Origin of the sequence: Pseudarthrobacter sp. C4D7 (assembly GCF_013359725.1) — a bacterium.
Taxonomy (GTDB): Bacteria; Actinomycetota; Actinomycetes; order Actinomycetales; family Micrococcaceae; genus Arthrobacter.
Genome location: NZ_JABFMW010000004.1, coordinates 192831 through 211187, shown reverse-complemented (window position 1 = coordinate 211187; position 18357 = coordinate 192831). Strand labels below are relative to the sequence as shown.

General features: G+C 60.9%; 14 protein-coding genes. 8 read left to right on the top strand and 6 right to left on the bottom strand.

From position 1 onward, the window contains the following. Positions 1–53 precede the first annotated feature (53 nt). The 6 genes from gyrB to dnaA all read right to left on the bottom strand — a co-directional run bounded on the left by gyrB (position 54) and on the right by dnaA (position 8421). Positions 54–2144 carry a DNA topoisomerase (ATP-hydrolyzing) subunit B gene (gyrB, locus tag HNO81_RS05520; RefSeq protein ID WP_175317127.1) on the bottom strand — a complete coding sequence of 697 codons (2091 nt, stop codon included), beginning with the start codon at positions 2142–2144 and terminating at the stop codon, positions 54–56. 378 nt (positions 2145–2522) lie between these two features. Continuing rightward, the gene (locus tag HNO81_RS05515; RefSeq protein WP_175317126.1) at positions 2523–3077 is read right to left on the bottom strand and encodes a DUF721 domain-containing protein; all 555 of its coding nucleotides are present in this window, start codon (positions 3075–3077) and stop codon (positions 2523–2525) included. Further along, on the bottom strand, positions 3070–4272 hold the full coding sequence (gene recF, locus HNO81_RS05510) for a DNA replication/repair protein RecF (RefSeq protein ID WP_175317125.1): 1203 nt from the start codon (positions 4270–4272) through the stop codon (positions 3070–3072). The genes HNO81_RS05515 and recF overlap by 8 nt, the downstream gene beginning before the upstream one ends. A gap of 45 nt (positions 4273–4317) precedes the next feature. Continuing rightward, on the bottom strand, positions 4318–5202 hold the full coding sequence (gene gnd, locus HNO81_RS05505; protein ID WP_175317124.1) for a phosphogluconate dehydrogenase (NAD(+)-dependent, decarboxylating): 885 nt from the start codon (positions 5200–5202) through the stop codon (positions 4318–4320). A 135-nt stretch (positions 5203–5337) separates the two neighbouring features. Next, complete coding sequence (gene dnaN, locus HNO81_RS05500) at positions 5338–6462, bottom strand: DNA polymerase III subunit beta (protein WP_175317123.1); 1125 nt, start codon at positions 6460–6462, stop codon at positions 5338–5340. 537 nt (positions 6463–6999) lie between these two features. After that, the gene (gene dnaA, locus HNO81_RS05495) at positions 7000–8421 is read right to left on the bottom strand and encodes a chromosomal replication initiator protein DnaA (RefSeq protein ID WP_175317122.1); all 1422 of its coding nucleotides are present in this window, start codon (positions 8419–8421) and stop codon (positions 7000–7002) included. Positions 8422–8893: 472 nt separating this feature from the next. Between dnaA and rpmH the strand changes: the two genes are divergently transcribed. From rpmH to HNO81_RS05455, 8 genes are all read left to right on the top strand, one after another. Beyond that, positions 8894–9031, top strand: coding sequence for a 50S ribosomal protein L34 (gene rpmH / locus HNO81_RS05490; protein ID WP_003800212.1), 138 nt, complete (start codon positions 8894–8896; stop codon positions 9029–9031). A 40-nt stretch (positions 9032–9071) separates the two neighbouring features. Continuing rightward, entirely contained in the window at positions 9072–9479 is a 408-nt protein-coding gene (gene rnpA, locus HNO81_RS05485; protein WP_175317121.1) for a ribonuclease P protein component, read from the top strand. Next, entirely contained in the window at positions 9472–9864 is a 393-nt protein-coding gene (gene yidD, locus HNO81_RS05480) for a membrane protein insertion efficiency factor YidD (RefSeq protein ID WP_175317120.1), read from the top strand. The genes rnpA and yidD overlap by 8 nt, the downstream gene beginning before the upstream one ends. A 15-nt stretch (positions 9865–9879) precedes the next feature. Further along, positions 9880–10851, top strand: a complete 972-nt coding sequence (yidC, locus tag HNO81_RS05475) for a membrane protein insertase YidC (protein WP_175317119.1) — start codon at positions 9880–9882, stop codon at positions 10849–10851. After that, positions 10851–11414 carry a R3H domain-containing nucleic acid-binding protein gene (locus HNO81_RS05470; protein ID WP_175317118.1) on the top strand — a complete coding sequence of 188 codons (564 nt, stop codon included), beginning with the start codon at positions 10851–10853 and terminating at the stop codon, positions 11412–11414. The genes yidC and HNO81_RS05470 overlap by 1 nt, the downstream gene beginning before the upstream one ends. 20 nt (positions 11415–11434) lie before the next feature. Then, a complete protein-coding gene (rsmG, locus tag HNO81_RS05465) occupies positions 11435–12085 on the top strand; it encodes a 16S rRNA (guanine(527)-N(7))-methyltransferase RsmG (RefSeq protein WP_175317117.1) in 651 nt (216 codons plus the stop codon). 89 nt (positions 12086–12174) lie between these two features. Further along, positions 12175–13257: a ParA family protein gene (locus HNO81_RS05460; protein ID WP_371818168.1), complete on the top strand. Its 1083-nt coding sequence runs from the start codon at positions 12175–12177 to the stop codon at positions 13255–13257. Between the two features lie 65 nt (positions 13258–13322). Beyond that, positions 13323–14636, top strand: a complete 1314-nt coding sequence (locus HNO81_RS05455) for a ParB/RepB/Spo0J family partition protein (RefSeq protein ID WP_175317116.1) — start codon at positions 13323–13325, stop codon at positions 14634–14636. The last annotated feature ends 3721 nt before the right edge of the window (positions 14637–18357 follow it).

The window sequence follows — 18357 nt, the reverse complement described above, 5'->3', positions numbered from 1 at the left end:
GTTAATTTCCGTTTCAGGTATATGTCTGGTTCCGAATACTTTGGAGCGGGTCCTTAGATGTCCAGGAACCGGACGTCCTTGGCGTTCTGCTGGATGAAATTGCGGCGTGATTCCACGTCTTCACCCATGAGGACGGAGAAGATCTGGTCAGCGGCCAGGGCGTCGTCCATGGTGACCTGCAGCAACGTGCGGTGGTCGGGATCCATGGTGGTGTCCCAGAGCTCGGTGTAGTCCATCTCGCCAAGGCCCTTGTAGCGCTGGATGCCGTTGTCCTTGGGAATACGGCGGCCGGCAGCCTGCCCCTGCACCAGCTTGGCGTCGCGTTCACGGTCGCTGTACACGTAGTCGTGCGGAGCGTTGGACCACTTGATCCGGTACAGCGGCGGCTGGGCCAGGTACACGTATCCGTTCTCGATCAGGGGCCGCATGTAACGGAACAGCAGGGTCATCAGCAGGGTGGTGATGTGCTGGCCGTCCACGTCGGCATCTGCCATCAGGACGATCTTGTGGTATCTCAGCTTGGCCAGGTCGAAGTCCTCGCCGATGCCCGTGCCAAAAGCAGTGATCATGGACTGGACCTCTGCGTTGCCCAGGGCCTTGTCCAGGCGGGCGCGCTCCACGTTCAGGATCTTGCCGCGGAGTGGCAGGATGGCCTGGGTCTCCGGATTGCGGCCGCGCTTGGCGGAGCCGCCGGCGGAGTCGCCCTCCACGATGTAGACCTCGCACTTTTCCGGGTTCTTGGAGGAGCAGTCCGAAAGCTTGCCGGGCATGCCAAAGGACTCCAGCGGGCTCTTGCGCCGCGCATTGTCACGGGCCTTCCTGGCCGCCATCCTGGCCTGCGCGGCCGAAATCGCCTTGCGGATCACGTCGCGGGCAGGGCCAGGGTTGCGCTCCAGCCAGTCTCCCAGGCCGTCAGTGACCACGCGCTGGACGAAGCCCTTCACCTCGGAGTTGCCCAGTTTGGTCTTGGTCTGGCCCTCGAACTGCGGCTCGGACAGCTTGACCGAGATGACGGCGGTCAGCCCTTCACGGATGTCGTCGCCGGTGAGGTTGTCGTCCTTTTCCTTGATGATGCCCTTTTCCCGCGCGTAGCGGTTGATCAGGGAGGTCATCGCGGCGCGGAAACCCTCTTCGTGGGTGCCGCCCTCGTGCGTGTTGATGGTGTTGGCGTAGGTATGGACGCTTTCGGAGTAGGCGTTGGTCCACTGCATCGCCATTTCCAGGGCGATGTGCCGTTCGGTGTCTTCGGTCTCGAATGCGATGACGTCCTCGTGGACGACGTCCACCTTCTTGCCGGAGTTGAGGTGCTTGACGTAGTCCAGCAGGCCGTCGTCGTACTGATAGACCACGGTGTGGAATTCGGCCGGAACCTCGCCGTCGGTCTCGACGGCGTCCAGGTTCAGGTCCTCATCGCCGGGGGTCTCCGATGCGGTGCGGCGCTCGTCCGTCAGCGTGATGCGCAGGCCCTTGTTCAGGAAAGCCATCTGCTGGAACCGGGCCCGGAGGGTCTCGAAGTCGAATTCCGTGGTCTCGAAGATGCTGCCGTCCGGGTAGAACGTCTGCGTGGTGCCGGTCTCGGAAGTCTCTTCGCCCTTGACCAGTTCGCCCTGGGGCTTGCCGCCGTCGGCGAAGGACATCCGCCAGACGTGGCCCTGCCGGCGGACCTCGGTGTCGACGCGGCTGGAGAGCGCATTGACCACGGAGATGCCGACGCCGTGCAGGCCGCCCGAGACCGCATATCCGCCGCCGCCGAACTTGCCGCCGGCGTGCAGGATGGTCATGACGACTTCCACCGTGGGCTTGTGTTCGGTGGGGTGCATGTCCACCGGGATGCCGCGGCCGTTGTCGACCACCTTGACGCCGCCGTCGGCCTGCAGCACGATCTCGATGTGGGTGCAGTACCCGGCCAGCGCCTCATCGACCGAGTTGTCCACCACTTCGTACACCAGGTGGTGGAGGCCCCGGGGCCCCGTGGAACCGATGTACATGCCCGGACGTTTGCGGACGGCCTCCAGGCCCTCCAGCACGGTGATATCGCTGGCGCCGTATTCCCTTGGGGTTGCGGACGCGGACGGAGTGTCAGGGGTGCGGCCATCCTCGACTGCTGTATCTGCTGCCAGAATATCTGTATTGTCGTTAGCCACAGGCGCTGCGACTCCTCTGTTCTCGATGATGGCCGGCCGGTGCATCTTCCAGGAAGAGCCACCCGCCAACAGGCACAAACTTATGGCGCGCCGGTGACCTGCTGACGGTTGGAGGTCCGCGCCCCGCGCGCGAAGCGCGCGCACAGAACGGACTGAAGTCAACGTTTCATCCGCGCCCAGTTATCTGCGTCAATTCTACCGTGAACCGGGCCATATCCCCGCATTCCAGGGCCTTCAGGACCGATCAATATGGCCGTGCGAGGCTCTTGGCCGCACCTAGGGCGGCCCAGCGGTGGGCCCTCCGGGTGCCTATACAGGCTGCGGCACTTACAGCGCCCTACACGCCCTGGCGCGCAGTTTCAAGAGCAGGTGCGGCGGCTATCCGTAAGTATCCCGCGGACCGCGGCCATTGACACTGCGTCCGCCCTTGCGCCAACTGGGTGCCGAAGGCCCCAGGACCTGGATGCTGGTGACCACGCCGTCACCCAGTTCCCGGCGGAATTTTTCGAGCAGGCTGCTGCTCAACAGCCGGAGCTGGGTAGCCCAGGCAGTGGAATCGCACCGCACGTGAAGGGTGGTGGCCGCAAAGCTCTCCGGCGTGCAGTGGGCAGAAATTTCCGGCCCCACCAACGTGGCCCACTCCGCCATCACAGAGCCGACTGCCACCGGCGAAGTCCAGCCCCGCTCCGCCACCAGGCGTCCGACAACCTTCCCCAGGCCCAGCGGGTCCCGGCCGGTGGCATGGAACTGGCTGAAGCCGCGGGTGTCACGGATGCTGCCTTTGGCTTTTTGCGCACCGGGCCGGGCCACTTTGCGGCGGACTTCGCCCCTTGCAGCCGCAGCTTCACGCATGCGGTTCAACGCGGCCTGCGGAGCGTCGATGTCGTCAGGCTCGCGGCCGGGCTGGAGCCCGCCACCCTGGTCACTACTCATCGATACCTCCCGGGATGACCTTCACCCGCCGTCCGGAGAGTTCTTCCGGGATATCGGCGTCGACGGCGGCGGTCACCAGGACCTGTTCCGCGCCGGAGACTATTGCCGCCAGTTTACGCCGCCGTTGGACGTCCAGTTCGGCAAAGACGTCGTCGAGGATGAGGATGGGCGCGGAGCCACCGGTCCTGGCGTCGTCAAGCATCACGTAGTAAGAGGCCAGGCGCAGGGACAGGCACATGGACCAGGTTTCCCCATGAGAGGCATACCCCTTGGCCGGGGCCTGGCCCAGCGTAAGTTCCAGGTCGTCGCGGTGCGGGCCCACCAGGGATATGCCCCGTTCCAGTTCTTTTTTGCGGGATTCAGCGAATGCCTGCACGTAGCATTCCGTGAGTTGGTCAACGGAAAGCAGGCGGAGATCGTCCTGGCCCTCTGGAGAACCTGCCGGCGTGGTGCGCGGCGCACCTGGCGCCGGGACGCCGTCGTCGTCCATCTGGTTCTGCAGCGTTGACCGGTACGTGGCGTCCGCCGGCTTGGACCCGTCCGTGAGTTGGGCGTAGGCGCGTGCAAGGTGGGGACGCAGCTGTTCCACCAGGTCCAGGCGCGCGTGCAGTAACTCCGCTCCAGCGCGGGCCATGTGCTGGTCCCAGACATCAAGGGTGGATTCATGTGCTGAGGTGAATTTCCCGGCACGCGCCGATTTGAGGAGCGCGTTGCGCTGCCTGAGGACGCGGTCATAGTCGCTGCGCGTGGCGGCATGATGCGGGACAAGGCTCGCCAGCAGGTCGTCCAGGAACCGGCGCCGGTTCGATGGATCGCCCTTGACCAGTGCCAGGTCCTCCGGGGCAAACAGCACGGTCTGGCAAATGCCCAGTATGTCCCGGGCACGTACCGGATTGCTGCGGTTGATGCGGCCGCGGTTCGCACGCCCGGCATTGATTTCCAGCTCAAGGACAGTGGTCTGGGTACCTCGGACCAGCCGTGCACGCACCAGGGCGCGTTCCGTTCCGAACCTCAGCAGGGGCGCATCGGAGCTGACCCGATGGGAACTGAGCGTGGCCAAGTACCCGATGGCTTCCATCAGGTTGGTTTTGCCGATGCCGTTGTAGCCCACCAGGACAGTGACGCCCGGGCCAAGGGCGAGGTCCACCTGGGCATAACTGCGGAAGTCGGTCAGTGAAAGGTGTTCCAGATACACGCGGGTTTCGGCAATTCTGGGAACCTGGTGGTTCCCGGTGGGATGCTACTTGGCGGGGCGGGTCGCGTGGCCGCCGAACTGGTGCCGCAGCGCGGACACCATCTTCATGGCCGGTGACGTGTCTTCCCGGGATGCGAACCGGGCGAACAGCGCAGCTGTGATGGCCGGGGCCGGCACAGCGTTGGCGATGGCCTCTTCTACGGTCCAGCGCCCCTCGCCGGAATCCTCCACGTAGTCGTCAATGGAAGCCAGGCCGGGATCTTCGTCCAGCGCCTTGACCATGAGGTCCAGAAGCCAGGACCGGACCACCGTTCCCTTTTGCCATGCCCGGAACGTCCCCGGAAGGTCAGTAACGATGTCCTTCGCCGCGAGCAGTTCATAGCCTTCGGCGTAGGCCTGCATCAGGCCGTATTCGATCCCGTTGTGGACCATTTTGGCGTAGTGGCCGGCCCCTACTGCCCCCACGTGGACAAAGCTGTCAGCCCGGTCACCCTCCGGACGCAGGGCGTCGAAGACAGGCAGTGCGCGTTCGATGTCCGCAGCCTCGCCACCGGCCATCAGGCCGTATCCGTTCTGCAGGCCCCAAACCCCGCCGGAAACACCGCAGTCAGCGAACTGGATCCCCTTGGCGGCAAGGAGTGCGGCATGTTTCTGGTCTTCGGTGAAGCGGGAGTTGCCGCCGTCGATGACCAGGTCGCCGGGTTCCAGTTTTTCGCTGAGTTCTGTGATGACGGCGTCGGTGATGGCCCCGGAAGGGACCATGACCCAGATGATCCTGGGCGCCGGCACTGCTGCGATCAATTCCTCAACACTGGCTGCATCGGTGACGTCCGGGTTTCGGTCGTAGCCGGTGACGTCCACGCCTCCACGACGCAGGCGCTCACGCATGTTGAACCCCATCTTGCCGAGGCCGATCAGTCCAATATGCATGGGGATCTCTTTTCTGCGCTAGTGGGTGGAACGGGGTTGGCGGCGGGTGGCGATTGGTGGGCCCACGCCGCCCGGCTGGACCCCCATTGGCGAGGGCCCCGGCCTGAGCTTGCGAAGGCTGGGAGCCAATGGGGACTAGTTGGGAAGGCGGACAGGCATCACGAGGTAGCGGTAATCATCCTGGTCTTCCCCGTCTGCATCTGCCTGGGCCGTGATCATGGCGGGCTTGGGAGCGGTGGTGAACGAGAACCGGACAAACTTCGTCTCGATGACGCTGAGCCCTTCGATCAGGTAATGCGGATTGAAGGCGACCGTGATGTCCTCACCGGACAGCTGGGCTTCCAGTTCTTCTGAAGCCTGGGCGTCCTCTCCAGTGCCGGCGTCGAGGTTCAACAGGCCGGAAGTGAAGGCGAGCCGGACAGGGGTGTTGCGTTCAGCCACGAGTGACACACGCCGGACGGCTTCCACCAGCTCCTGGGTCTGGACCGTGGCGTGGATGGGGGTGGATTCGGGGAAGAGAGACCTGATCTTGGGGTAATCGCCATCCACCAGCAGGGACGTGGTGGTCCTTCCGCCGCTTTCAAAACCAATGAGCCGGCTGTCATCGTCTGACAGGGCGAGGTTGATGTCGCCGCTGTTTCCAAGGGTTTTAGCTACTTCGTTGAGCGTCTTGGCCTTGACCAGGGCACTGGTGGAGATGCCGGGAGTTACCGGTTTCCAAGGGACTTCCCGCATGGCGAGCCGGTAACGGTCCGTAGCCAGGAGGGTAATCAGGTCGTCTTCGATCTCCATCCGCACGCCGGTGAGGATGGGGAGGGTGTCGTCCTTGCTTGCCGCAATGATCACCTGGGAAACGGCCTGGGCAAAAGCGTCGCCCGGAACGGTTCCGCTGATAGCCGGAAGGGAAGGCAGTGGCGGATATTCGGCTTCCGGCATGGTGGCGAGGTGGAAGCTGCTTCGGCGGCAGGTGAGGGTGACCTTGTTGCCATCGGTTTCCACGTCCACAGGCGCGGAAGGAAGGCTCCGGCAGATGTCGGCAAGAAGGCGGCCGGATACCAGGATGGTTCCTTCATCCCTGATGTCGGCCGTGATTTCGAGGCGGGCCGACGTTTCGTAGTCAAAGCTCGACAGGCTGACGGTTCCAGCTTCTGCCTTCAACAGCAGGCCGGAGAGGACAGGCACGGGCGGCCGCGGAGACAACGACCGGGCTGTCCAGGTGACGGCTTCTGCCAGGACGTCCCGATCGACTCTGAACTTCACGGAAGGGTGCCGCCTTTCATTGCTGTTGCCAAGTAAAACCCGGAAGTTCCAGCGGAAACTCCGGAAGAAGTTGGGCGCACCACGGCTGGTGCATGGTCCGTGGAAACGGAAACCACACGAAAACCCAGGGATGGGAGCGCTGCTGACAGCTTAGCCGGAAGATCTGGGATTAACCCATCCCCCGCAGTCCCCACCAGGCCGGCTGGGGCCGGCAGGCCCCTGTGCCGGATGCGCGAATCGTTCTTGTTGTTTGAGGGATTTCAATTTTTTGGGATTAGTAGTGTTAATAACTGCTGTGGAAACTGTGGATAACCCCATCCTGCCGCGCCGTTCCGCGCTTAAGCCCTGTTCACCGACTGTGCGTTAAGTGGGTTTTAAACAGGGTGTGAATGGGGACAACGCGAACAGCCATTTTTAACGATCCACAGACGGCTTAAGGGTTTTAAGCCCATTAACCGCGCTTGTCCCCTTAAGTATCCACAGGCTTATCCACATGCCCCTGTTAATAAGGTAAGGAGTGGCCGGCACAGTGTGGATTCAGGAGTCACGCTGCTGCTGCTTGATGCGGTTGGTCAGCTCGGTTACCTGGTTGTAGATCACACGACGCTCAGCCATCAGTTCGCGGATCTTCCGGTCTGCGTGGATGACCGTGGTGTGGTCGCGGCCGCCAAGTTCCTGGCCGATTTTGGGGAGCGACATGTCGGTCAGCTCCCGGCAGAGGTACATGGCGATCTGGCGTGCAGTCACCAGCGTCCGGGTCCGGGACTTGCTGCAGAGTTCTTCCATGCTGAGCTTGAAGTAGTCAGCCGTCTGCTGGAGGATCTGGGCGGAGGTAATCTCCTGGGCGCCGTCATCGGTGATGAGGTCCTTCAGGACCATTTCGGCCAGCGCAACGTCCACCGGCTGTCGGTTCAGGCTGGCGAACGCAGTCACCCTGATCAGTGCACCCTCAAGTTCGCGGATATTGCTGGAGATCTTGGATGCGATGTATTCCAGGGCATCGTCCGGCGCCGATAGGCCTTCGCTCAGCGCTTTCTTCCGGAGGATGGCGATCCGGGTCTCAAGTTCCGGCGGCTGGATGTCCGTCAGCAGGCCCCACTCAAAGCGGGACTTCATGCGGTCCTCGAATCCCGCCAGCAGCTTGGGCGGCTGGTCCGAGGTGATGACCACCTGCTTGTTGTTGTTGTGCAGGGCATTGAAGGTGTGGAAGAACTCCTCGAGCGTCCGGTCCTTGCCAGCCAGGAACTGGATGTCATCGATCAGCAGAACATCCACATTGCGGTAGGTGGTCTTGAAGCTCGTACCCTCGTCATCGCGGATCGAGTTGATGAAGTCGTTGGTGAACTCCTCCGAGTTCACGTAGCGGACGCGGATTCCGCTGTACAGGCGCCGGGCGTAGTGGCCGATGGCGTGCAGGAGGTGGGTCTTGCCCAGTCCGGAGTCGCCATAGATGAAGAGCGGGTTGTATGCCTTGGCGGGAGCTTCGGCCACTGCGACGGCGGCGGCATGGGCAAAACGGTTCGAGGAACCAATCACGAAGGTGTCGAAGACGTATTTGGGGTTCAGCCGGCCGAACTCATGCGACGTGCTGGGCAGCATGGGCTGCGGCTTTTGCTCAACAACCTGGTCCGGCGCGAAAGCCGGTTCGACGACGGCTTCGGGTTCCTCGTGGATGGGGACCAGATCGGTGTCCACGTCGATGGCGCACCGGATGTCTTCGGAAAAGACGTTATGCAGTGCGTCATCCAGGGCTTCCTTGACCTGGGTCTGGAGTACCTCGCGGGTGAGTTCGTTGGGGACGGCCACCAGGAGTGTGGAACCGATAAGGCCCTGCGCCTGGGCAAGGATGACAAAGCCACGCTGGCGAGGTGTTACGCGGTGGTCCTGCTCCAGCAGGCTGACAACCCGGCGCCAGGAACTTCCGACAGTATTGGCGTGGTTGGCTTCGTCTACTGTCATCAATCGGTTCCCTCAAAACTTGCTATGCCTGCATTGCGTGCAGCCCCTCGTCCGGAACCAGGGTGCTGGCCCAACTTAATCCACAGGGTTATACACAGACCGTGGATAATCGGCTACTGAGCCACTCTAGGGGATGAAAAGCCTAGAAGATAGCTGGCTATCCGGCTGTGGATAATTACACGGTTGTGGTTCCGGAACTGCCCTTGTGAGCCACTTCATCCACAGGGTGTTGGGGATAGTTAGGAACAGCTGGGGACATCCCCGGCGGCGCGTCCCGGTTTGACTCGGGCTTGCAGATTGCCCTAACGTTGTGAAGTCCTTTGTGTCCGCTTTTTGGCCCCATCTGAACATCCAGGCGCAGTGCGCATTGGTGCAGCCGGGGGAAGCGTGCATATACAAAACTTAGCGTCGGCCAGTTCTTCCCCAATTACTGATCGGGTGGGCGCACCTTTGATCCACTGGAGTAACTAACGTGAGCAAGCGGACTTTTCAGCCGAATAACCGCCGTCGAGCCAAGAAGCACGGCTTCCGCCTTCGTATGCGTACCCGTGCCGGCCGTGCCATCCTGGCAGCCCGTCGTGGCAAGGGCCGCACCGAACTGTCGGCCTAAACTACTGGCTTATCGGTAGACATCCCTTTGCGAGTTTAAGGTGCTGGCCGCCCGCAACCGCTTGAGGACCTCAACTGATTTTTCAACAACCGTACGTTCCGGTGTCCGCAATGGACGCCGGAACGTAGTGTTATATGCGGCAGCCATTGCTGCCGGGGAACCCAGCCGGATCGGGTTCATCGTTTCCAAAAGTGTAGGGAACGCAGTGGTCAGGAACCTCGTTAAGAGGAGACTGAGAGAAGCGGGTGCTGCATCGTTGCGCGAGCACGGTACTGGACTCGCTATCGTGGTGCGGGCGCTTCCTGCGTCCGCCTCAGCCAGCTGGGACCAGCTGCTGTCGGACTACAACGCTGCATTGGAATCTACGCTGAACCGGCTGGCCGCCCGTCCGCCGAGGGCCGCCAAGGGTTCAGCCGGTACAACACAGGAGGGGACACCGCGTGCCTAACGCCACCGCCGTCGTCGCCCGCTCCCGCACCGTGATTGCCGCCGTCGGGACGTTCCTGTGGAACCTGCCCCGCAACATCCTCATTCTGCTGCTGATGGCCTACCGCAAGGTGGTTTCTCCCTTGTACGGTCCCGTCTGCCGTTTTTTTCCTTCCTGCTCGGCCTATGCCCTTGAAGCGGTCACCGTCCACGGTGCCGTCAAGGGAACCTGGCTCGCCGCCCGGCGGTTGGGCCACTGCCACCCATGGAACGCCGGCGGAGTGGACCACGTCCCCGCCGGCGGCCGGGAATGGCCGCCAGGCCAGACCCCCACAATTGTTGTGCTGAACAATCCGGACAGGTATCTGGTTGCTCGGACTGATGAAGAAGGCCGCAGTGCGGCCTGACGAATAGGGATAAGTATGGACTTCTTTGGAACAATCATGGCCCCGTTCAAGTGGCTGGTTTCCATCATCATGATTGGATTCCACGATGGCCTCAGCGCTATCGGGATGCCCGCCGCGAACGGCTGGACGTGGACGCTGTCCATCATCGGACTGGTGCTGGTGATCCGTGCCGCCCTGATTCCGGTGTTCGTTAAGCAGATCAAGGCCCAGCGCGGCATGCAGTTGCTGCAGCCGGACCTGAAGAAGCTCCAGGACAAGTACAAGGGCAAGACCGACCAGCTGTCCCGCCAGGCAATGGCGCAGGAACAGATGGCCATGTACAAGAAGCACGGCACCAACCCCTTCTCAGCCTGCCTGCCCATGCTCATCCAGATGCCCTTCTTCTTCGCGTTGTTCCAGGTGCTGTCCGGTATTTCCGCCGCCAAGGACCAGGGTGCCGGTATTGGGGCCATGAGCCACGAGCAGGTAGTCGAGTTCGATGCGTCAAGCATCTTTGGTGCTCCGCTGTCCGCTTCCCTGCTGCACGGCGGGGGCGGCGGGGGCCAGGTCGCCGTCGTGGTGCTCTCCATCGTGATGATCCTTGCCATGACGGCCTCGCAGTTCATCACCCAGAAGCAGATCATGGCCAAGAACATGTCTGAAGAAGCCATGGCCAGCCCGTTCATGCGCCAGCAGAAGATGATGCTGTACATCCTGCCCCTCGTCTTCGGCGTGGGTGGCATCAACTTCCCCATCGGTGTGTTGATCTACTGGACCACCACCAACCTGTGGACCATGGGCCAGCAGTTCTTCGTCATCCGCCGCATGCCGACGCCGGGATCCCCCGCAGCCAAGGCCCTCGCCGAACGCCGTGCCGCCAAGGGCCTGCCGGCCCTGTCCGTGCTGACCGGGAAGCGGGATGAAGAAGCCGACGCCGCCGCGGCGGCCGCAGTTGAGATCAAAGGACAGCGCGTCCAGCCCCAGCGCAAGAACAGGAAGAAGAAGTAATGTCAGCTGAGAGCACCGAGCAGGCCTATTCCGAAGAGATCGAAGATCAGGCCGCGTCCGTGAACGAGGACGATTCCGCCGCCAAGGGTTCCGCTGCCAGTCGCCTCGAAGAAGAGGGAGACGTCGCTGCCGATTACCTTGAAGAGTTGCTGGACATTGCCGACATCGATGGCGACATCGACATTGAGGTCCGGAACGGACGGACCTACATCTCCATCGTTGCCGAAGAAGAATCCGAAGGCCTTGAGGGCCTGGTTGGCGAGGACGGCGAAGTCCTGGAAGCACTCCAGGAACTCACCCGCCTGGCTGTGCTGTCCGCCACGGAAAACCGCTCCCGGCTTGTCCTGGATATCAACGGCTACCGCCAGGAGCGTACCGGACACCTGCAGAAGATCGCAGAGGACGCCGCAGCGTCGGTGAAGGAAACCGGCAAATCAGTCGCCTTGGATCCGATGAGCGCCTATGAACGCAAGATTGTTCACGACGCCGTGGCCGATCTCGGCCTGGTCAGCGAGTCCGAGGGCGAAGGCGCCGGACGCCACATTGTTGTTTCCGCAGACTAGAGAATGCTGACCCAATAATAATGGTTGACATCACGGCAGCAGAGCTTGGCGCTGCTGAGAAGATTTTCGGCGACCGCCTGGAGCTGGCGAAGCGCTATGTTGAACACCTCGCCACGTCAGGGACCGAGCGTGGCCTGATCGGCCCGCGCGAGATCCCGCGGCTGTGGAGCCGCCACGTGCTCAATTGCGCGGTCATCGAGAGCGAAATCGCCCACGGAAGCCATGTGGCCGACGTCGGCAGCGGTGCTGGACTTCCAGGGCTCTGCCTCGCAATTGCACGTCCGGACCTTGAACTGACCCTTATTGAACCGCTGGAGCGCAGGGTGATCTGGCTCCAGGAAGTGGTTGATGACCTGGGCCTGGACAATGTCACGGTCATGCGCACGCGGGCCGAACTCGCTGTGGGGCACGTGGAGGCAGATGTTGTCACGGCCCGCGCCGTGTCGGCCCTGTCCAACCTTGCAGGCTTGACCATTCCTCTGCTTGGGGGGCGCGGCGAAGTGGTGGCCATTAAGGGCCGGAGCGCCGGCGAAGAGATCGAGAAGGCTGCGAAGACCATCCGCAAGCTGGGTGGTGTGTCGACTTCGGTGCTGACAGTGGGCGACAACCTCCTGGAGGAGCCCACCACGGTGGTCCGCATCGTGGTGAACAAGTCCCAAAAGAAGTCCTAACGCGGGCCCGCTGACGGCTGTCAGCAGGCGCGAGCGGCTAGGCTAGACAACAGCAGCAAAATTGGCTGAACGAGAGTGAGTGTGCCCCAGTGACCAGTAGTGAAGCCTCCGCACAACGGATTCCACCGTTTGTGTCCTTGGGGTCGGCACGTTCTGTCGCTGGGTCAGGACTGGCGGGAAGCGCCATGGCTCCCGGACGCGGCGGTAACCACCCAAAAACGGTTGCGTCGCCGTCATCCGGGAACGCCGTTTCACGTGAAACAACCTCCGGTGGTCGATCAAACGTCATTGACGCCATTGATGATTCAAGTCCCATCGCACGGGAACTCGCCCACGAAACCAAACGGCGTGAGCGTTTACTGGGGCGAAAGCTCCCGCGGCCGGATCAGACCCGGATCTTTACGGTGTCCAACCAGAAGGGCGGGGTTGGCAAGACCACCACAACGGTGAACATCGCGGCTGCCCTTGCTGCTGCCGGACTCAATGTCCTGGTGATCGACATCGATCCACAGGGCAACGCGTCGACGGCCCTTGGAATCGAACACCACGCGGATGTGGACAGCATCTACGACGTCCTCATCAACGATGTTCCGCTGGCTGACGTGGTTGCCCCTTGCCCTGACATCGGGAAGCTCATTTGCGCTCCCGCTACCATTCACCTTGCCGGTGCCGAGATTGAGCTGGTGTCGCTTGTTGCCCGCGAACAGCGCCTGCGCCGCGCCATTGATGTCTACGCAAAGACGCGCGAGAAGAATGGCGAAGAACGGCTGGATTACGTCTTCATCGACTGCCCGCCGAGCCTGGGGCTGCTGACGGTTAACGCCTTCTGCGCGGCCAGCGAGGTACTGATTCCCATCCAGTGCGAGTACTACGCCTTGGAAGGCCTCAGCCAGCTCCTCAAGAACATTGAGATGATCCAAAAGCACCTCAACGCTGACCTGGTGGTTTCAACCATTCTCCTCACCATGTATGACGGACGGACCAACCTCGCTGCACAGGTAGCCGCCGAAGTGCGCCAGCACTTCCCCGAGCAGGTCCTCTCAGCCGTGGTTCCACGTTCGGTGCGGATCTCCGAAGCTCCCAGCTACCAGCAGACGGTCATGACTTACGATCCTTCCTCAAGTGGTGCACTGTCCTACTTGGAAGCCGCTGCTGAAATAGCCGAACGCTAAAATCTTCATTACCGCAACGCACAGAGCCAGGCTTGTCCTGGTTCTACCACTGGAGGGATTTACCCATGAGCGAGAAGCGACGCGGCCTAGGCCGCGGTCTTGGCGCGCTGATTCCTAGTTCCGCGGCAGCCAATGGGTCATCCGGTAATGGCGGGGCGGTATCGCGGCCTGTGGACCTGTTTTTCCCGGAGGGGCGGAAAAAAACCGAACCGCAGGACCAGCCCGCAGTTCCTTCAGCGCCTTCTTCCGCCAAGACAGCGGCTAAGGAGGCCCCGGCCCGTTCGTCCAGTCGTGCTGCGGTGAAGCCCGCAGCTGAGAGGCCTACGGCAGCCAAGGAAAGCAGTGACGCTGCAAGTGCTCCTGCGCCGGCAGCTGACTCCTCCAGGAAGGCGCCCACCAAGAGGACGGAATCGGCCGGAGCCAAGCCAGCTGGCCAAGCAGCCCCTCAACCGGATGTTCCTGATACGTCTGATACTGCTGCTGAGGTGACCACCGGGAATGCGGTTCCAGCACCTGCAGCAGCAGGCCGGCCTGCCGACTCTGGTGTAGAACTAGTCGAGGTCCCGGGTGCACGCTTTGCCGAGATCCCTGTCGGGGACATCCATCCCAACCGCAAACAGCCCCGAAGTGTCTTCGATGAAGACGACATGGCTGAGCTGGTCCACTCCGTTCGCGAAATCGGCGTACTCCAGCCAATTGTTGTCCGTACTTCAACCGAAGAAAGTGGTGAAACCTATGAATTGGTCATGGGTGAGCGCCGCTGGCGTGCGGTACAGGCAGCCGGCCTGGACACCATCCCCGCCATCATCCGGGACACCACCGACGACGACCTCCTGCGCGACGCCTTGCTGGAGAACCTTCACCGGAGCCAGCTAAATCCCCTGGAAGAGGCTGCGGCCTATCAGCAGCTGCTCGAAGACTTCGGAACCACCCATGAGCAGCTTGCGGACCGTATCGGCCGCTCCCGGCCCCAGGTGTCAAACACTCTGCGCCTGTTGAAGCTTCCCCCGCTGGTGCAGCGCCGCGTGGCTGCGGGCGTACTTTCTGCCGGTCATGCCAGGGCACTTCTGTCCCTGCCGGATGCCGCGGCCATGGAGCGCCTCGCGCAGAAGATCGTTGCTGAGGGTATGTCCGTTCGGGCAACGGAAGAGGCCGTCACCCTCTACCAGGACCCCGCCAAGCCTGCCAAGAACAACATTCCACGTCCCGGGGCCCGCCACGAGCGCCTCGACTACCTGGCCTCCTCACTTTCAGATCGTTTGGACACCAACGTCAAGATCTCCCTGGGCGTGCGGAAGGGCAAAGTCAGCATTGAGTTTGCCAGCGTGGAGGACCTGAACCGCATCATGGATGTATTGGCCCCCGGAGCGAACAACTAGGTCTGCTACTCAGTACATAGAGGCCCGATTCTTCTTGAATCGGGCCTCTCTTGTTGTCTGCGCTGGCGGCCCCTTCACCGGCAGGATGCCAGTAGGCTTCTTTGCCGCGAACAACTCCGTTTGGCGACGTGGACGTGGACTGCAGATGCCTGGGGCTGGCTTCCAGCCGCCGAAATAGTGGTCTCCGGAGCCGTTCCAGCTCTCCGCGGCCTCAAGTGTCCCCCAGCCGTCAAACGGCCTCCACGCGCCCTATCTGGGCCGCTCAGTGGGTCAGCTTGCGCGCCTCGGACCCTCACGCTCGTAAAGCGTGCTCCGCACTGGATCGATTAGGTGTGCTCAGATGCTTAAACATCTTTCGCTGGGCTGCAAATGGAGCGGCTGTTTCACGTGAAACACGTGTTGTCGCACCATTGATGGCGCCCTTGACCGCATTAAGGATTGGTGGGCGGCCCCGGAGCCTGTACAGCAGAGGTGAGTACGTATTTGGTGCCACCGCGCAGGGAAGGGCAATCGGCTTCACTGTGCTGATGACCGGCCTGGTTGCAGCGGGGAGGAGGCCACCAGCACCAACCCAAGTAGAGGCCTCCACCAGTACCGTGGCCTACTCCACCATTGCGAACGATCGCGCCTTGCTGGACTTCACATGACTGGTTTGTCGTAAAAGCGAGGTGGCATTCCAACGAACCTGGGGTGTCCCGGGGTAGGCCAGACCCTTGGCAAGACCGGGTTGGGACGGGGTGACAACAGCCGTTTTCAGATCGTGTACTGCGAATAAGCTGCGGCGGCATCTTTTGCCGCCAGTAAAACCACGGGGGTGGCAATTTTCCTGGTTGCTCGAAACGGCTGACACGAAGGACTGAGACGGCGTTATGCGCTGCGGATAGCAGATGGAGTAAAGGCTATGCAGCTCGGGGTCTTTGAAAGTTTCACGTGAAACGACGTTAGTCGGATCGCGCCAAGGATGTTTCACGTGAAACGACCCTGAACGTCTCCGTTGACCTTCACTGTTTGCTTCTCTCCCTTGCGCCTTCGGTCAAATGGTCTCCACCGCTATTTATGCACTCGACGTTCCCGTTGGGGACTCAACATCGGCCTCTGAGTAGATCGGAGTGTCTCCTGCTCAAGAATCGTTCTAGGACTCTGGCCCTCTGCCCCGCACCTGCATCCGTATAAGGAATCACGAATGTTTCACGTGAAACACGAGTACCCTGATGGGCATCCGTGGACCGGATGTATGAACCCTATTCGTCGACACAAGTGCGGTCGCGCATGGAACAATCCGGTGATCGCCGGCTAATGCGAGCGATACGTGCCGCAGTGTCTTCCTAGGACGGATGATCTCTTCTAAAGCCGAAGACCAGGAGCCGGGCTCCCTGCCATTTCATGCATGCTGAGACTGCCGGTGGGCTGACTATTTCCCTGTGCTGGCTTGTCCTAAGAGTGCATCGGATGATTGCACCTGAATTGTGTGCACTACCCCTGCTTACCGGGTTGTCGTTACTCGATATTTGCTGACGTGTGACAGTGGCGAACGGTTCGGCTGCCCTGAATGGCGGTCGCAGATGGTGCAGCTCCTATGCGAACGAGAAGCAATGAGCGTATCCCCTGCCTATTTCCGTCAGTCCTGATCCCCTGTCCACTGGCTGGGCATATCAGACTATTGACGGAGCTGCCTGCACACGATGGCGTTTTGTGACGGCTAAAGATGGGCCGTTCAGCAGTTGCTGCAAGCGGCAGGAGTACCTGATTCCGACAAAGGGGCCAGCCCAACAGTCACGCAGTTTTGTATGTACTGCAATGAGGGCAATTCAAGCTGACCTTCTGTTCGAGACATGTAGGTCCGTTCAGTTCCACGGTTCTTCGTCGACGAGATCTGGAAAATGGGGTAGGCCTGGCTGGCCACGCTAATCGGTCCGTAGAGTGGGGTCATCGGCTTGGTAGGACTGTGGATAGTTGTGTGGATAACTATGGGAACAGAAGTTGACCTCCTGCATCTTTCACTGCCTGACATGTCAAGCACCGGCCTGTTGTCTGGATGCTGTCTCCGGACTCCGCCTATAAAGAAGACAGAATCCACCCAGAAGGTTTCACGTGAAACACAACGGTAGCCAGACATTCCACAGCCTTAAGTACGCAAAGAACGCCATTTTTGGTTTATATGTGGGTGAAGGTGAGCTGACAGAGGCCTTCTTTCCCATGCGTCGGGTCCTACACACCTCGTGGCCCTCGCGGGCGTGCAAATTTGCACTGATAGACACGTGAACAATGGGAGCGTGCGCTACGGGTGATGCGCCTCTCAGCAGTGGGGATAACGCTGTGGATAAGCCAGCTGAAGTGTTGTGGATATCGATGTGGATAAGATCACTTCTCATCCCCACAGTGTGCGCTGATGCCGCGTAGTCCTTGGTTGATTGGTTCGCTCGGCGTGGGCAGGGGCGAATAGAAGAGTATCGAAGGGAGCGGCTGCACCTCGGCTCCTATGGGAAGTTTAAATATCCACCAGTGGATTTTGAACGGCTCGCCATGGGCAAACCTTGGGAGCTAGTAGCCGCCCAATTGGAGTTTGCGCACCTAAACGACTCGCCTGAAGCCGCCGACGTCCCCCCCTCTGCAGCCGGGTTCGCTGAAGAAGGCCGTTAAGTGATGTTTTGGCATACTTCCGGACTGTGAGGTATGGGGACGGTTGATCCCTCCGGTATTGACGACTGCCGGAGCATAAGGAACCTGAGCGCATTTGCGAGCTGGCCTCGTAGACCAGGTCGTAGAGTGGTTGTCTTACGGGGCTGACGACATAAAGTGAATAGTCTTGCAAGCGCCGTTCACCGTCTTGAAGGGTAATACGTCCTGGTACAGCAGCGCGCACATGTTTCACGTGAAACGATGCTGACGATTGAACAACTTCCCCTCCGCGGCCTTCCGTACTGGAGTGAGGGGATACGGACGACGCCATATCTCGCGTGGTTTCACGTGAAACGATGTCAGTGTTTTAACGACCTCCTACGTCTAGGCCTTTCGTATCGGACTCAGAGGATATGGACTACGCCCGAGTTAGCGTGGTTTCACGTGAAACGGCAAGGCTCTGCCCGACGAAACAGTGATCAGCCCGGAATTTGTGGATGTGCCGAATAGCTAGTTCCACGACGTTCTTTAGAACTCATACCCCTGGGCTCGGCTATATTCAGACAACCCCAGGGCAGCGGGCAGAGGTCTGGGGCCATCGCTTGAGATTGGCTGTGAGGTTGATGAGTGTGACCCGTTTCGATAGTTCCCCCATGTTTATTGATGAGTATCCCCGCAGCGCCCCTACGAGAGCCCGTACAGCTTCCACAGCTTTTCTTTGCACTGAATTAGGAATCTAGATAAATAGTCATACACGTGCCTAATCCGGAGCGCGGCTCCATTGGCACGGCCAGTAGGTATCTACCTATTCTTCCGGAGGTACGGCCGGGTGCCCCAACTGAAGTCCTACCGTGCCTATTTCATTCGCCCCTCTTCTGGTCCAGAAATGGGGCCAAATGGAGATCGCGGCGGAGTGCCAGGGTCACGTTGGGATCCAGCTATTTGGGCCGAATGCAAAGTATCCCTCTCCAAGTGCTGGTGGTGTAGAGACTGCGGGATTTCTCGACACACTTATAGCAAGAGGCGGCTTATGCTGTGCGTGGATGGCGGGAGCAACCACTCCACGTGCTAGGCGGAAGTGTTTCACGAGAAACACGTGCCT

What these genes read in the sequence shown, in the direction of transcription:
- gnd (WP_175317124.1), bottom strand. Translation starts at nt 5,202, where the DNA reads ATGCATATTGGACTGATCGGCCTCGGCAAGATGGGGTTCAACATGCGT.
- HNO81_RS05455 (WP_175317116.1), top strand. Translation starts at nt 13,323, where the DNA reads ATGAGCGAGAAGCGACGCGGCCTAGGCCGCGGTCTTGGCGCGCTGATT.
- HNO81_RS05515 (WP_175317126.1), bottom strand. Translation starts at nt 3,077, where the DNA reads ATGAGTAGTGACCAGGGTGGCGGGCTCCAGCCCGGCCGCGAGCCTGAC.
- yidC (WP_175317119.1), top strand. Translation starts at nt 9,880, where the DNA reads ATGGACTTCTTTGGAACAATCATGGCCCCGTTCAAGTGGCTGGTTTCC.
- rsmG (WP_175317117.1), top strand. Translation starts at nt 11,435, where the DNA reads ATGGTTGACATCACGGCAGCAGAGCTTGGCGCTGCTGAGAAGATTTTC.
- dnaA (WP_175317122.1), bottom strand. Translation starts at nt 8,421, where the DNA reads ATGACAGTAGACGAAGCCAACCACGCCAATACTGTCGGAAGTTCCTGG.
- HNO81_RS05470 (WP_175317118.1), top strand. Translation starts at nt 10,851, where the DNA reads ATGTCAGCTGAGAGCACCGAGCAGGCCTATTCCGAAGAGATCGAAGAT.